Source organism: Xanthomonas sp. Leaf148 (assembly GCF_001423585.1).
GTDB lineage: Bacteria > Pseudomonadota > Gammaproteobacteria > Xanthomonadales > Xanthomonadaceae > Xanthomonas.
This window is the reverse complement of record NZ_LMOP01000008.1, coordinates 1162939-1177518: the sequence shown is the minus strand read 5'-3', so window position 1 is coordinate 1177518 and position 14580 is coordinate 1162939. Positions and strand designations below refer to the sequence as shown.

10 protein-coding genes and 1 other RNA gene are annotated in these 14580 nt (G+C 64.4%); 5 read left to right on the top strand and 6 right to left on the bottom strand.

Annotated features, from left to right (window positions below; genetic code table 11):
• Positions 1-46: 46 nt before the first annotated feature.
• Complete coding sequence (locus ASF90_RS09575; protein ID WP_055848942.1) at positions 47-754, top strand: glutathione S-transferase; 708 nt, start codon at positions 47-49, stop codon at positions 752-754.
• A gap of 209 nt (positions 755-963) precedes the next feature.
• Here ASF90_RS09575 and ASF90_RS09570 read toward each other — a convergent pair whose 3' ends face one another.
• From ASF90_RS09570 to ASF90_RS09550, 6 genes are all read right to left on the bottom strand, one after another.
• The gene (locus ASF90_RS09570; protein ID WP_055850328.1) at positions 964-1779 is read right to left on the bottom strand and encodes a DUF3014 domain-containing protein; all 816 of its coding nucleotides are present in this window, start codon (positions 1777-1779) and stop codon (positions 964-966) included.
• A 256-nt stretch (positions 1780-2035) separates the two neighbouring features.
• Complete coding sequence (locus tag ASF90_RS09565) at positions 2036-3205, bottom strand: lysozyme inhibitor LprI family protein (protein WP_055848939.1); 1170 nt, start codon at positions 3203-3205, stop codon at positions 2036-2038.
• Positions 3202-4803 carry a hypothetical protein gene (locus ASF90_RS09560; protein ID WP_055848937.1) on the bottom strand — a complete coding sequence of 534 codons (1602 nt, stop codon included), beginning with the start codon at positions 4801-4803 and terminating at the stop codon, positions 3202-3204. The genes ASF90_RS09565 and ASF90_RS09560 overlap by 4 nt, the downstream gene beginning before the upstream one ends.
• A 240-nt stretch (positions 4804-5043) precedes the next feature.
• Positions 5044-5122: non-coding RNA, sX9 sRNA (locus ASF90_RS21965), on the bottom strand.
• A 152-nt stretch (positions 5123-5274) separates the two neighbouring features.
• The gene (locus ASF90_RS09555; RefSeq protein WP_236699234.1) at positions 5275-6168 is read right to left on the bottom strand and encodes a hypothetical protein; all 894 of its coding nucleotides are present in this window, start codon (positions 6166-6168) and stop codon (positions 5275-5277) included.
• 14 nt (positions 6169-6182) lie between these two features.
• Positions 6183-6662 (bottom strand): DUF3574 domain-containing protein, encoded by a 480-nt coding sequence (locus tag ASF90_RS09550; RefSeq protein WP_055850323.1) that lies wholly within the window; start codon positions 6660-6662, stop codon positions 6183-6185.
• 318 nt (positions 6663-6980) lie between these two features.
• Here ASF90_RS09550 and ASF90_RS09545 point away from each other — a divergent pair, with 318 nt between their 5' ends.
• From ASF90_RS09545 to otsA, 4 genes are all read left to right on the top strand, one after another.
• A complete protein-coding gene (locus tag ASF90_RS09545; RefSeq protein WP_055848934.1) occupies positions 6981-9416 on the top strand; it encodes a TonB-dependent receptor in 2436 nt (811 codons plus the stop codon).
• A 258-nt stretch (positions 9417-9674) separates the two neighbouring features.
• Positions 9675-10439: a trehalose-phosphatase gene (gene otsB, locus ASF90_RS09540; RefSeq protein ID WP_055848931.1), complete on the top strand. Its 765-nt coding sequence runs from the start codon at positions 9675-9677 to the stop codon at positions 10437-10439.
• A gap of 40 nt (positions 10440-10479) precedes the next feature.
• On the top strand, positions 10480-12258 hold the full coding sequence (locus ASF90_RS09535; RefSeq protein WP_055848929.1) for a glycoside hydrolase family 15 protein: 1779 nt from the start codon (positions 10480-10482) through the stop codon (positions 12256-12258).
• Complete coding sequence (gene otsA, locus ASF90_RS09530; protein WP_055848926.1) at positions 12255-13622, top strand: alpha,alpha-trehalose-phosphate synthase (UDP-forming); 1368 nt, start codon at positions 12255-12257, stop codon at positions 13620-13622. Before ASF90_RS09535 ends, otsA begins: the two co-directional genes overlap by 4 nt.
• Positions 13623-14580 lie beyond the last annotated feature (958 nt).

The window sequence follows — 14580 nt, the reverse complement described above, 5'->3', positions numbered from 1 at the left end:
CGCCCGCTCCCTACGCTGCAGCGCCAATCCGATACCGGAGCAGCGCATGCACTATCAGCTCTATTACTGGACCGGCCTGCAAGGCCGCGGCGAGTTCGTCCGCCTGGCACTGGAAGATGCCGGCGCCAACTACACCGACGTAGCGCGCATCGACGGCGACGAGGTCATGACCGACTTCCTGGACGGCAAGCACACTGGTGCACAACCGTTCGCACCGCCTTTTCTGAGTGCAGGCGAGGTAGTGGTTTCGCAGGTGGCAGCCATCCTGCATGCCATTGGCCCGCAATTGCAGCTGGTCCCAGAGTCAGAGGCGCAGCGCCTGCAGGCATTGCAGTTACAGATGACGATCACCGACCTGGTTGCCGAGGTGCACGACACCCATCATCCCATCGGCGTCGGGCTGTACTACGAAGATCAACAAGCCGAAGCGGAAAAACGCGCCAAGGATCTACGCGACAACCGGCTACCCAAGTTCCTCGGCTACTTCGAGCAAGTGCTGCAACAGGCAGGCGGCACGCATGTGCTTGGCACCCATTCGTACGTGGATCTATCGCTGTTTCAGCTGGTCAGCGGCCTGGAGTACATGTTCCCCAAGCGCATGGCGACGTTGTCGAAGACGTTGCCGGGGCTGAAGGCCCTGCAGCAGTGCGTGGCCGAGCGCCCGCGCATTGCCGCGTATCTCGCATCCGAGCGCCGCGTGGCGTTCAACACCAACGGCATCTTCCGCCACTATCCGGAACTGGACGCGGCATAGGCGATGCCCCCGGCATCACACAGCGCGCGTGTGCCGGTCAGCTTCAATTTCGGTCAATGCATGGCTGACGCGCGCAAGTCGCTTCTGCTGCGCGTTAGGTGCTACCGCGACTTGCCCGCGTCATTGGGCACCGGCACGCGCCCCAGATATCGCCGATGCAAGGCCGCACAGATGCGGCTTTTGATTTCGACGCAGCCGAACCGCCAACCTCAACGTCCCTGCAACAACGCTGTGCGAATGGCCTGCAACTGCACCTTCACTGCGGCAGCCTGGGTTGGCCCCAGCCGCAGCAGTGCCTTCTGCCCGACCGACGCAGATTCCAGCGCGGGATCCGCAAAGAGATAGCGGCCACGCGCATCGCGCACCACCGCAATTGGCTGGCGCGGCTCCGGCGTGCGCAGCAGATGATCGATCACATCGATCACGCGGTCGTTGAAGTAACGGTCCGGCGCGCCGAGGTTGGCATAGGCCTGCTGAAACAATGGATAGAAGCGCACATAACTCCGCACCAGCGCCTGCGCATCCACGCTGGTAAACGCGGCGACATAGGGCGCATAGCGTGCTGCGTTGGTCTGGTCGATCACACTGCGATCGGCTGCGCTGGCGACCTGCAGTTCGCCCGCCACCGGCTGCAGCACCGAGGCGCGACGGCTGATACTGGGCTGGGTGAGGTTGTCGACCATCACCACCACGCGTTCGATCAGATGCCCGCGCAACACGATCGACAGCGCGTCGTCCTGCTGCACCAGGTCCAACAGCGCTTGCCATGCGGCGGCGTCGCTCTGCGCCAATGCCGGAATCGCCGCATCTGCGGCATCGGGCGATGGCGTCTGCACCGGGTGGCGCGGCGCGGCGGGTGCAGGCGGCGACGGTGCGACGGCCGCGGCCACCGCGCTGGCGGTCTGGCTGATCGGCGCGGGCATCGCACCAGATGGATCGGACGGCCCGCGGAACAGCCACCAGGCGGCGCCGGCAATGAGCGGCACCGCCAACAGCCAGGGCCAGCGCGAGGACTTGGTTTGCATCATGGGACTCCTGACATCGACAACATCAGGGTGTGACCATGAGATGGTGCGGTGGTTCCATCAATGTGGGGCCGCAGCGCATTCATCGACCGTGCGGGCGCATGCCGAGGCGAGGCAGCGTCACGCACGCGAGGCAGCAAGCGCCTGATCGGCGCGCGGGCATCAGGCAGCCACGCGCCCGCAGCCGATCCGGCTCAAACGAAACACGACGCAACACTGACGCAAAAAACGAAGCGCCACGTACGCCAAACCGCGCTCAATTGGCGAAGTCCAAGCGCGCATTCACCCAGGCCGCCACGATTGCAGCGGCAGCCTGATCGGCCTGTTTTGCGGGCAGCTGTTTTTCGCGCACCAGCCACGCCGCGGTGTCCGCGCGCACCTTCGGCAACAACGCGCGCACCGCCTTGCGGTCTGCTGCCGGCCACTCGCTGTCATCGCCGTCCCAGGCGGCGATGGCCTGGTCCGGATCATCGCCATAGCGCTTGCGCAAAGACGGTTGCAGGTACAACAGCGGCGATACCGAGGCGCGCAGCGCAATCACGCCCCACTCGGCGTAGCTGGCATAGCGGATGGTGCCGGCGTCCTTGCTCAAGGCTTCGATCAAGGAATCAAACCCGTCGTCCAGCTGCTTCCAGCTGGCCAGCGCAAACAACCCACCCGGCGGCTCGCACACCGGGGCAAACGAGTCGCGCGTGGAGCCATACAGCGGCCCGAATGCCTCGTACGCAGGCTCACCCACCGCTGCAAAAATGAAGCAATGCACATAGGGCCGATTTCCGCTGCCGTCTTGCTCGATCCACATGCGCAGCAGCATGAGCACGCGTTCGGGCTGTGGCGTTGCCGGCGTACCGGCAGCGTCATCCAGCAACGACGCCGCAAAATCATCGATCTTGCGCAGGGCCTTGCGCGCACTTTCAAAGCGCGCGTTCGCCAACGCGGCGCCCACACCGGCGGCGGGCACGAACTGATGCAGATACGCCAGCCATGCCGAAGCCAATGGCGCGTCGTAGGCCTGCAACTGCCGCGCAGCCTCGGCAGGCTTGCCGGGGATGCTGGCGATGATGCGGTCCAGCGCCTGTTGCTGCGCGGTGAGCGCCTTGGCCAGCACATCGGCCCTGGCGCTGAGGCTGCGCTGCAGGCAGCCGTCCGGCTTGGCGTCCTGCGCGCAGGCGTTGCGCTGCCGCAGCCAGGCGCGCTGTTGCTCGCGCACACCGGCCACCGCAGCGCGCGGCGTGGTTTGCATCAGCGCCTGGTAGCTTTCGTCCAGTTGATCGTCGAGCAGACTGAGTGCGGGCACCGCGCAGATGCGTTTTTCTACCGGCGTACTGGCCTGTTTGCAGTCGAACGAGGCCGCCCATGCAGTGCCGGCGCTCAGCACCAGCGCGCCGCCAAGCAGCAGTCGACCGACACGCGCCTGATATTTCATTGCACTGCCTCCTTGCGTGCCGGCAGCAGCGACAGCAACAGCAACGTCAAAGACAACGCGACGTAGGCGCCGACAAATTGCCAGCTGATCGCCCGGGCCAGGCCCTGCAGCGACCAGGGCAGATAGATGCCGCCACGTGGGTCCACCGAATGGATCAGTCCGAACAGCGTCAAGCCCGCAGCGACCAGCAGAAACACCGCAGCGCGGCGCAGCCGGCCATCGATCATCGCCGCCACCGTAGCGATCCACAGCATCGCAGTGATGATGAACCCGTTGCCCAGCGCGAAGATCACTGCCAGCTCCGGCAGGCCGTGGCCATCCACCTTCGTGGTCAATGCTACCAGTTGCTCCGGTGCGATCCAGCCCGGTGCCTTGATGGTCAGCAGGTACGCCACCGACGGCAGAAACCCCAGCACCATCGCGCCGGCGTGGTGCCTGGGCGTGGCCTGAAACGCCTGTGTGGTGATGTCGATGGACACGTACACGATGATCGGTGCCAATACCGCCAGCGGCAGCCATTGCACCAGCCCGCTGATCACCCCGAGCATGCCGCCGATGCCGACAAACAGGCCGGTGAGCAAGGTATAGCCGCTGCGTGCGCCCATGTTTTTATACGCAGGCTGGCCGATGTACGGCGTGGTCTGTGCCACGCCGCCGCACACGCCGGCCACCAATGTGGCCAGCGCCTCCACCAGCAGGATGTCGCGGGTGCGGTAGTCATCGCCGGCCGCGCGCGCGCTTTCGCTCACATTGATGCCGCCCACCACCATCAACAGGCCGAACGGCAGCAGCAATGGCAGGTAGGTCACCGTCGCCGGCAGTCCTTCGATAAAGCCCAGATTCGGTAGCGGCAGCACGATCTGCGGCGCGGTCCACGCAGGCACTGCAAAGCCCGGCGCACCCAGGCCCGCCAGTCCCAGCCCGTAATACAGCGCCGTGCCGATCACGAAAGCCACCAGCACGCCCGGCAGTCTGGTCGGCAGGCGGCCCTTGGCCAACAGCACGTACAGCAGCAGTCCCAGGGTGACGAAGCCGGCCACCGGCGAACGCAACGTCTCCAGCAACGGCAACAGGCCCATCAGCACCAGCGCGATGCCGGCGATCGACCCGAGCAAGGCTGCGCGCGGCAGCGCACGCGTCACCGCCTCGCCAACGAACGACAGCACCAGTTTGAGCAGGCCCATCACCACCAGTGCGGCCATGCCCAGTTTCCAGGTGGCGATTGCCGCCGCCTGCGGATCCAGCCCTTGCGCCTTGAAGCCGGCAAACGCCGGGCCCAGCACCAGCAACGCCATGCCGATGCTGGTGGGCGCATCCAGGCCCAGCGGCATCGCGGTGACGTCGTCGCGCCCGGTGCGTGCGGCCAGCCGCCGTGCCATCAAGGTGTAGAGCAGGTTGCCCACCAACACGCCGAATGCAGTGCCGGGAAACATGCGCCCGAACACCACCTCGGCCGGGAACTGAAATATCCCGATCAGCGCCGCAGAGATGAAGCCAAGAATGGAGAGGTTGTCGACGACCAGGCCGAAGAAACCGTTGAGGTCGCCGGCGACGAACCAGCGCGGCGAGGCCGCAGGACACGAAGAGGGAGCGGACATGGAGGTCTGCAAGACGTGGGGACAGGCGATGGTAGCCGCTGCCCGGCACCGGTGACAGCGGACCGGTGGAACGGGGTGTTGGCGCGCATGGGATGGGGAACACGGCCATCGGCAAGCGCCTACGCATGCCGATGCAGCACGGCGACATGCGACACGGCAGCGCGCGCGTCTCGCGTGCGCGCAGTTCGACGCGCGCGCAGGCAATGCGATCCGACCTCACCAACAACGGCCATTAGCGGCGGCTGACAAAACGTAGCGAGCAGTCGCCAGGCGGATATGGACGGCGCACTCGGAGCCGCAGTGCACGAGTGCCGGGCACTCGCTGCGCCAGGCTGGTGGCTGCGCAACAGTACTGTTTGGCCGCTCTTAGCGGCGGTCATGCGACCGCGCACAGCATGCCGGCGACGACACAGAACGGATGCCACAACCGATTCAAGATGCCGGCCGCGCCCACATGACAACCGGCACCGGTTATTGCCCGCTGCCAGCGGAAGCGGCATCCACCGCCACCCAGCCCACCACCTCGCCCGCCGTGGCGCTGCGGTAACGCAGCTTGATGCGCATGCCATCCGTGCTGACATCCAGCGCATCGGCGCGATCGCCCTGCACCAGATACCGCCGCGTGCTGGCCGCGGTTGGCGTGGCATACAAGGGCAGCCGTGCCACCTGCACCCGCAGTTGCACGGGCATCGGCGACTCCAGCGTTTCGCCGATGGTGGTGGCGATCACACCACCATGCGCGTCGAAGGTGGACCACACCGACAGCGGATAGGCGTCGTCGCCATCGCGCCCCAGCAGCGACTGGATGTCGGGCGATTCGATCGGTTGCTGCGAGCGATACACATACAGCCGGCCATCGCTGGCATAGCGATACTGGTCGCTGTACCACATCGGCCCGCTGCGGCAGGCGCTGGTCAGACTGCGGTCCTTGGCGTCGGGGGTCAGATTCCATAGCCCGTCGCACTGCACCGCCGGGCGCGTGGGCGCGGCCAGTGGCCGGAAGCGCCGTTGCACCGGGTCGAACAGGAACAGCAACGTCGCCTCGTTGACCTGGCCCAGCATCGCGGTGACCGCAAGATCACGGTGCCCATCGAAGTTGTAGTCGTCGCTTCGGACGCTAACGCCGCCCTCGCCGTCATCCACATTGGCGTCCAGCCATTGCTCGCTGCCGCCCGGCGACAGCACCACGTGCAGGCGCGCGCCCACCAGGCTGGCGGTTGCGTGTGTCGTCGCATCGATCGCCACCTGCACCTGGCCGTCTGCTGCCGTCGCGGCAAACCCCAGCAGGCCGAGCGCTGCGCCCAATGCCACGCGCATGGCCGCGCTATCGGGACGCAGCCCGTCGCGCCCTTGCATCTCGCGCATGCGCACCGCGCGGCTCAGAACGACACATCCACCGCCTGCCGCGACCACAACACCGACTGATGCCCGGTGGCCTGCTTCCAGGCCAGCCGAATCGCTTCGATGTCGTTGCGCCGCTGCGGGGTGTCTTCATGCAGGATCACCAGCACCTTGGTGCCGAGCCGGTTCGGCTCCTTGGCGCCGCGGAACAGCCACTGGCCGTAGGCATCGAACACCGTCAGCCCATCCGGGAAGCGTGGGGTTACTTCCTTGTCCAGGAACGCGCGCCACTGCGTCTCGTCGATGGTGCGGGTCTGCGGACGATCGGCGGGGCCGGTTTCTTCGCCCACGCCAAAGTAGAGCTCGCTGCGAATCCAGCCACGCGCGTCGCCGGGACGTTGCGCATCGCCCTGCATGCTGGCGGTGGTAGTCGCCGCAGCGGGCGTCTTGCCCGGCATGGTGGCGCAACCAGACAACGCCAGCACGGCGGCGATCAACACGGACGGCAGCAACTTCATCGAGTTCTCCAACGGTTTTAGGGGGACTAAAAAAAGCAGCGATACACAGGTGGCGCGCCGCAGTCGGCGCGCACAGTGGCGGGCGTCATGCGGCAAGTGTACGAGCGGCACTGCTGCGGGCGTTACGCCAGTGGCGCTGGCGCTCATGCGGCCGCGCTATCAGCACATGCAGGGGCGCGCACCGCGCTATCTCGCGCAGGCCTGAACAACGCGATAATATCTCTCCATCCGGATGAATGTGGAACAGTCCGACCCCTTGCGCACCAGTCCGGCCGGACGCCGGCCCTGCGGCGCGTTTGCAGTTGCAGGAGAGATAGCATGACCCGACCCACCCTTTCGATGATCGGCCTGGCTGTAGCCGCTGCATTGAGCGCCAACGCGCAGGCTCAGCAGGCCGATGCCGGCGCTACCACTCTGGACACGGTGATCGTCACCGGCACCCGCGCCAGCGACCGCACCGTGCTGGAATCGACGGTTCCGGTGGACGTGCTCACTGCCGAAGACATTCGCAAGGCCGGCGTGGTCAACGGCGAGTTGGGCAGCGCGCTGCAGGCGCTGCTGCCGTCGTTCAATTTCCCGCGCCAGTCCAATTCCGGCGGTGCCGATCACATCCGCGCCGCACAATTGCGCGGGCTCTCGCCCGATCAGGTGCTGGTGCTGGTCAACGGCAAGCGCCGCCACACCTCGGCATTGGTCAATACCGACAGCAAGATCGGCAAGGGCACCACGCCGGTGGATTTCAATTCCATCCCGATCAACGCAATCAAGCGCATCGAAGTGCTGCGCGACGGTGCCGGCGCGCAATACGGCTCCGATGCCATTGCCGGTGTCATCAACGTGATCCTGGACGACAACCCTGAGCGCGGCGAACTGGAAGCCAGCTTCGGCGCCTACAACACCGATGTGGCGCCGATCGATCGCCGCGTCACCGACGGCCAGACCAGTTACGCCAGCGCCAAGGTCGGCTCGCTGCTGGGCGATGACGGCGGCTTCTTCAAGGTCGGCCTGGAATTGAAGAATCGCGAAGCCACCAACCGCGCCGGCTTCGATCAGATCCCGCCGTTCGAAGAGCAGACCCCGGCCAATCTGGCCCTGGCCGGCCGGCGCAATTACGTGCTCGGCGACGGCGCCACCAAGGGCCTGAACGCTTGGCTCAATACCAAGATTCCCTTCAGCGCCAGCGGCGAGTTCTACGCCTTCGGTACGTACAACCAGCGCGACACCGAAGGCGCCAATTACTTCCGTTACCCCGACAGCAGCGCCAACTGGCGCGAGATCTACCCCAACGGCTACCGGCCGATTTCCGAAGGCGAAAATCGCGATCTGCAACTTGTTGCCGGCGCACGTGGGCAGTGGGGCAACTGGGATTACGACGCCAGCGTCAACTACGGCCGCAACGACTTCACCTACCGCCTGCGCAACTCGCTCAATGCCTCGCTCGGCCCGGGCAGCACCACCGCGTTCAAGACCGGTGATTTTGCGTTTTCGCAGACCGTGGGAAATTTCGATCTGACCCGCGTGTTCGACATTGCCGGCGCCACCCATACCTTCGGCACCGGTGCCGAATTCCGCCGCGAGCAATACCGCACCCATGCCGGCGACCCGGCCAGCTACGCCGCCGGCCCGTTCACCGACCGCCCCACCGGCTCGCAGGCCGGCGGCGGGCTCACCCCACAGGACGAAGCCGATCTGTCGCGCAATGTCGCCAGCGCCTATGCCAACGTCTCCAGCCAGTTCGGTGAAAAATTCTCCACCGACCTGGCCGGTCGCTACGAGCATTACCAGGACTTCGGCAGTCAATGGACCGGTAAATTGGCCGCGCGCTATGCGTTCGCCCCGGCATTCGCGCTGCGTGGCGCCATCTCCAACAACGTGCGCGCGCCATCGCTGAGCCAGATCGGTTACGAAGCCACTTCCACCGGTTACGACGCCGCCGGCCGGCTGACCCAGGGCCGCCTGCTGTCGGTCAATAACCCGATCGCCCGCGCCCTCGGCGCCACCGATCTCAAGCCGGAAAAGTCGGTCAACTACAGCCTGGGCTTCACCAGCAAGCTGGGCGACCACTTCGACCTGTCGCTGGATTTTTTCCAGATCGATATCGACGACCGCATCGCGCTGTCCGAAGACATCACCGGCGACGCCTTGACCAGCTTCGTGCAGCAAAACTTCGGTGTCACCGGCGTGCAGAGCGCCAGCTATTTCCTCAACGCCGCCGACACTCGCACCCGCGGCGCCGAGCTGGTCGCCAACTGGCGCCAGTACGCCTTCGGCGGCGATCTGCTGCTCACCGGCACCTACAGCTATGCCAAGACCGAGCTGGAAAACATCATCGCAACGCCCGCGCAATTGCTGGCCTTGAACCCGGACTACGTGCTGTTCGGCGTGGAAGAAAGCAACACGCTCACCGATGCGGCACCACGCACGCGTGCCGCGCTGGCCGCCAACTGGAACAACCAACACTGGAACCTGCAGACGCGCGTGAACCGCTACGGCAGCGCCACCCGCGTGTTCGACTTCGGCGGCGGCTTCGTTCCGCGCCAGACCTATGGCGCCGAATGGCAGCTGGATCTGGAAGCCGAATATCACCTGGGCACACAGTGGACGCTGGCCATCGGCGGGCAAAACATCCTGGACAACTATTCGGACCGCTCCATCGACGATATCGCCTACTTCGGCAACCTGCCCTACGACGTGCTCTCGCCGATCGGCAGCAATGGCGCGTACTGGTATGGGCGGGTGCGGTATACCTTCTGAGCAACAGCGCAGGCTGCAAACCCCCTTTCCCCTCAGGAGCGTGCTCTAGCTCCTCTCCTGCGGGAGAGGGGTTGGGGGTGAGGGTACGGAGCGAAGCCTCCGTGTCGTTCCAACTGCACGAGGCTTCGCCCGTACCCTAAGCCGGCGCTACGCGCCATTTTCTCCCGAGGGGAGAAGGATAGGCAGTTGCACGTGTCTACCAACACCCACTGCCGTTCCATAACCTGAATCTCACACCGGTTTGCGCACACTAGCGCAATGGCAGACGCGCATTCCCCCCTTCCGTCGCCGCCATTGCTGGACGATGCCTGCGCATTGTTTCTGGACGTGGACGGCACCCTCATCGACTTTGCCGACAGCCCCGAGGCCGTACGGCTATTGCCCGAGGTACGCGAAGCAGTCGTCCAGCTGAGCGAGCGCCTCAACGGTGCCATCGCCCTGGTCAGCGGACGTCCGCTCGCACAGCTCGATGCCTTGTTCGCACCACTGCTGCTGCCGGCCGCCGGCCTGCATGGGCATGAGTTGCGCAGCGATGTTGCCGCACGTGCCGCCATGCCGCAGGACACTTCTGCATTCCTGCATGGCCTGCATCAACGCGCTGCGGCGCTGACGCACAAACACGCAGGCGTGCTGGTCGAAGACAAAGGCGTCAGCGTTGCGCTGCATTGGCGCGCGCAACCGGATGCCGGCCCTGATGTGTTGGCCTTCGCGCAGGACGAGATCGCCCAGCTCTCCGGCTATCGCCTGCAGCCGGGCGACCACGTGGTCGAATTCGTGCCCGAAGGCAGCAACAAGGGCCTGGCCGTCGAACAACTGATGCAGACCGCCGCATTTGCAGGCCGCACGCCAGTGTTTGTCGGCGACGACCTAACCGACGAATTCGGCTTCGATGCGGCCAATCGCTTAGGCGGCTGGAGCATTCTGGTCGGCGATCGCGCACAGACCAGCGCGCGTTTTCGCGTCGACGGCACTGCCGCTGTGCACGCGTGGCTGCAACACAACGCGCGCTACGCATCACCGTAGGCGCGCTTCCTTTCGCTACTTACAGGATCGTTTGCACCTCATGACCGAGCCAAATCTGGATCTGGGCGTCATCGGCAATTGCAGCTTTGGCGCATTGGTCGATCGGCAGGCACGCGTGGTGTGGAGCTGCCTGCCCGCCTTCGACGGCGACCCGGCCTTTTGCAGCTTGCTGTCGCCCAAGACCGAAGGCGGCGATTTTGCGGTGGAGCTAGAAGACTTCGTCAGCAGTGAGCAGCACTACCTACCCAACACTGCCGTGCTGCGCACCGTCTTGCGCGATAGCCACGGTGGCGAAGTGGAAGTCATCGACTTCGCACCGCGCTGGCGCAATAACGGCCGTTTTTACCGGCCCGTCAGCATCATCCGGCAGATTCGCCCGCTCGCTGGCAACCCGCGCATCATCGTGCGTGCGCGCCCGCTCGCCGACTGGGGTGGCCGCACGCCCGATACCACCTGGGGCAGCAACCATATCCGTTGGGTGTTGCCGGAATTCACCTTGCGCCTGACCACCGACGTGCCGGTGCGCTTCGTGCGCGACGGCTTGCCGTTCGTACTCAGCCACCCGGTGAGCCTGGTGCTGGGCGTGGACGAATCGCTGACCCGCTCCCTCACCGGTTACGTGCAGGAAGCGCAGGAACGCACCGAAGAATATTGGCGCGAATGGGTGCGCTATCTGTCCATTCCGCTGGACTGGCAGGAGGCGGTGATCCGCAGCGCGATCACGCTCAAGCTGTGCCAGTACGAAGATAGCGGCGCGATCATTGCTGCGATGACCACGTCCATTCCGGAAGCGCCGAATACCCCGCGCAACTGGGATTACCGGTATTGCTGGCTGCGCGACGCCGCGTTCGTGGTGCGTGCGCTCAACCGGCTCGGCGCCACGCGCACGATGGAGCAGTTCATCGGCTACATCTTCAATATCGCCACTGCCGACGGCACCCTGCAGCCGCTGTACGGCATCGGCTTCGAATCGCAGCTGGAAGAGCACGAAGTCGACACGATGGACGGCTACCGTGGCATGGGCCCGGTGCGGCGCGGCAACCTGGCGTGGATCCAGCAACAGCACGATGTCTATGGCAGCGTGGTGTTGGCCTCGACGCAATTGTTCTTCGATCTGCGCCTGAAGGATCAGGGCGACGCCGACACCTTCCGCCGGCTCGAACCACTGGGCGAGCGCGCCTATGCGCTGCACAACGTGCCCGACGCCGGCCTGTGGGAATTCCGCGGCCGCGCCGAAGTGCACACCTACACCGCCGCGATGTGCTGGGCCGCATGCGATCGCTTGTCGAAGATCGCCGACCGACTGGCCTTGCCCGAGCGCAGCGTGTATTGGCAGCAGCGCGCAGACAGTATTCGCGAGCGCGTGTTGGCCGAAGCCTGGAGCGAAGAACGCGGCCATTTCACCGACACGTTCGGTGGCCATCGTCTGGATGCCTCGCTGCTGTTGCTGGCCGACATCGGCATCGTGGATGCCGACGACAGCCGCTTCGTGCGCACCGTCGAAGCGGTCGGCCGGGTGCTCAAACATGGCGATGCGCTGTATCGCTACATCGCGCCCGACGACTTCGGCGAGCCGGAAACCAGCTTCACCATCTGCACGTTCTGGTACATCGATGCGCTGGCCTCCATTGGCCGCAAGGACGAGGCACGTGAATTGTTCGAGCGCATTCTGTCGCGCCGCAATCACCTCGGCTTGCTCTCGGAAGACCTATCGTTCGAAGACGGCGAAGCCTGGGGCAACTTTCCTCAGACCTATTCGCATGTCGGTTTGATCATCGCAGCGATGCGCTTGTCGCGGAGCTGGCAGGAGGCGTCATGAGTCGTTTGGTGGTGGTATCCAATCGTGTTGCAGTGCCCGGCGAAAACCGTGCCGGCGGCCTTGCAGTCGGGTTGTTGGCAGCGCTCAAGGAGCGCGGCGGCATGTGGTTCGGCTGGAGCGGCAAGACCGCGCGTGGCGACAGCGGCGGCATGCACGAGCAGACCGAAGGCGACATCACCTTCGTCACCATGGACCTCAACAAGCGCGACATCGACTCGTACTACAACGGCTTTGCCAATCGCACGTTGTGGCCGTTGCTGCACTTCCGGCTGGACCTGGTCGATTACGACCGCGCCAAGCGCGAAGGCTATCTGCGCGTCAATCGCCTGTTCGCAGAAAAGCTGGCGCCGCTGCTGAAAGACAGCGACACCTTGTGGATTCACGATTACCACATGATCCCGCTGGGCGCGATGCTGCGCGAGCTGGGGGTGGGCTGCAAAATGGGCTTCTTCCTGCATGTGCCGATGCCGTCGGCCGATTTGATGCAGGCGATGCCCGATCACGCACGCTTGTTCAGCACCTTTTACGCCTACGATCTGGTCGGCTTCCAGACCCAACGCGATGCAGAGCGCTTCAAGGCGTATGTACGCCTGTTCGGTGGCGGCCGCATTCTGGACGGCGATCTGGTCGAAGGCCCGGGCGGGCGGCGCTTCACTGCCTCGTCGTTCCCCATCGGTATCGACACCGATCTGATTGCCAATCAGGCAAAAGCATCCGTCAGCAAGCAAGCCGTGCGCGATCTGCGCGAGAGTCTGCGCGGGCGGCAGCTGGCCATCGGTGTGGACCGATTGGATTATTCCAAAGGTCTGCCGGAACGCTTCCAGGGCTTCGAGCGTTATCTGGAGCGCTACCCGGATCAATCCGGCAGCCTGACCTATCTGCAGATCGCACCGGTATCGCGCGGCGATGTCACAGAATATCGTCAATTACGCGGGCAGCTGGAACAGATCGCCGGCCATATCAATGGTGGACATGCGGGCCCGGACTGGACGCCGCTGCGCTACGTCAACCAGAACTTCAGCCATGCGACATTGACTGGTTTCTATCGGGCCGCATCGGTGGGCCTGGTAACGCCATTGCGCGATGGCATGAATCTGGTCGCCAAAGAATTTGTGGCCGCGCAGGACCCTGAAAATCCCGGTGTCCTGGTGCTGTCGTTGCTGGCCGGCGCGGCGGACGAAATGAAGGAAGCGCTGCTGGTCAATCCGCACGATCTGGACGGTGTGGCCGATGCCATTGCGACGGCAGCAAGCATGCCGTTGGCAACACGTATCGAGCGGTGGCGAGCGATGATGGATCATCTGCGCAAGAACAACATCAACCACTGGCGCCAACGGTATCTGCAGGCGCTCGCAGACGCCTAAGCTTTCCTCGGTGCGGGGCAATGTACGCAGACTCGCTGCGTGCATTGCCTTCTTCCCGCCAGAGGCTGGAGACATTCTTCTTGCGAGAGGCTGGATACATTCTTCTTGCGAGAGGCTGGATACATTCCCTTCTCCCCCCGGGAGAAGGTGCCCGAAGGGCGGATGAGGGTACGGCAGTCACGCGAGCAATCCGACATTGTGCTCGATGGACTGTCGCAGCCCTGGCTTGAGCGCTGTGCTTTGGAGCGAGCGACGTACTCTGGATTGAGCACTGTGCTCTGGATTCACCGTGGTGCTGAAGTGCCCGCATTTTTTTGCCAATCCCAAATCCCAAATCCCGGCTTCAAACGCCGTCGCCTGACGCAATCCGGCGCGATACGGCCGCACCGGTGCCCTGCGCTCTTCGCCATGCGCGGCACGGCGCTCAAACTCTCCGCATGCATTCCCTTCTCCCTCCTGGAGAAGGTGCCCGAAGGGCGGATGAGGGTACGGTTACAAGGGATTTCCGGCAGGTGCGCTTGTCGCCATGCGGGAATTTCAAGCCCAGCTTTAAGCCACAGCGCTCTAGGGCACAGCGAAGTCAAAGGCTTCCACGCCCTTCAGGCGCGGGTGGCCTCTTCGGCCACGCATGACTGCGGTGCTCGGCTTGCTTTAAGGCGACTGGGTGAGTCAAAAGCAAAAAACTGAGCTAAGCAAAGCAACGGCAAGGCCAATGCAGAGCAAGCCGAACAAAAAAAGCAATTCGAAAGCGACAGCGCCTCGCGCGTGCATCACTGGTCAGGTATCACCGCGCATCACCCGAAAATGTCAGTGCCCTTCGCTGCACTGCTCAAATTCCACGCAAATTCAGTACATCCGAGTTGCAGGTTGGAACAATGGTTCCTATTCCGTCACGGACAGGCGGCGCTCAGGGGTCTAAAATATTCACATGAGTAGCGCTGAGGACCCTGGGAGGGGC

Coding starts and splice junctions, on each gene's coding strand:
- ASF90_RS09575 (WP_055848942.1), top strand. CDS start 47: ATGCACTATCAGCTCTATTACTGGACCGGCCTGCAAGGCCGCGGCGAG.
- ASF90_RS09570 (WP_055850328.1), bottom strand. CDS start 1,779: ATGCAAACCAAGTCCTCGCGCTGGCCCTGGCTGTTGGCGGTGCCGCTC.
- ASF90_RS09565 (WP_055848939.1), bottom strand. CDS start 3,205: ATGAAATATCAGGCGCGTGTCGGTCGACTGCTGCTTGGCGGCGCGCTG.
- ASF90_RS09560 (WP_055848937.1), bottom strand. CDS start 4,803: ATGTCCGCTCCCTCTTCGTGTCCTGCGGCCTCGCCGCGCTGGTTCGTC.
- ASF90_RS09555 (WP_236699234.1), bottom strand. CDS start 6,168: ATGCGCGAGATGCAAGGGCGCGACGGGCTGCGTCCCGATAGCGCGGCC.
- ASF90_RS09550 (WP_055850323.1), bottom strand. CDS start 6,662: ATGAAGTTGCTGCCGTCCGTGTTGATCGCCGCCGTGCTGGCGTTGTCT.
- ASF90_RS09545 (WP_055848934.1), top strand. CDS start 6,981: ATGACCCGACCCACCCTTTCGATGATCGGCCTGGCTGTAGCCGCTGCA.
- otsB (WP_055848931.1), top strand. CDS start 9,675: ATGGCAGACGCGCATTCCCCCCTTCCGTCGCCGCCATTGCTGGACGAT.
- ASF90_RS09535 (WP_055848929.1), top strand. CDS start 10,480: ATGACCGAGCCAAATCTGGATCTGGGCGTCATCGGCAATTGCAGCTTT.
- otsA (WP_055848926.1), top strand. CDS start 12,255: ATGAGTCGTTTGGTGGTGGTATCCAATCGTGTTGCAGTGCCCGGCGAA.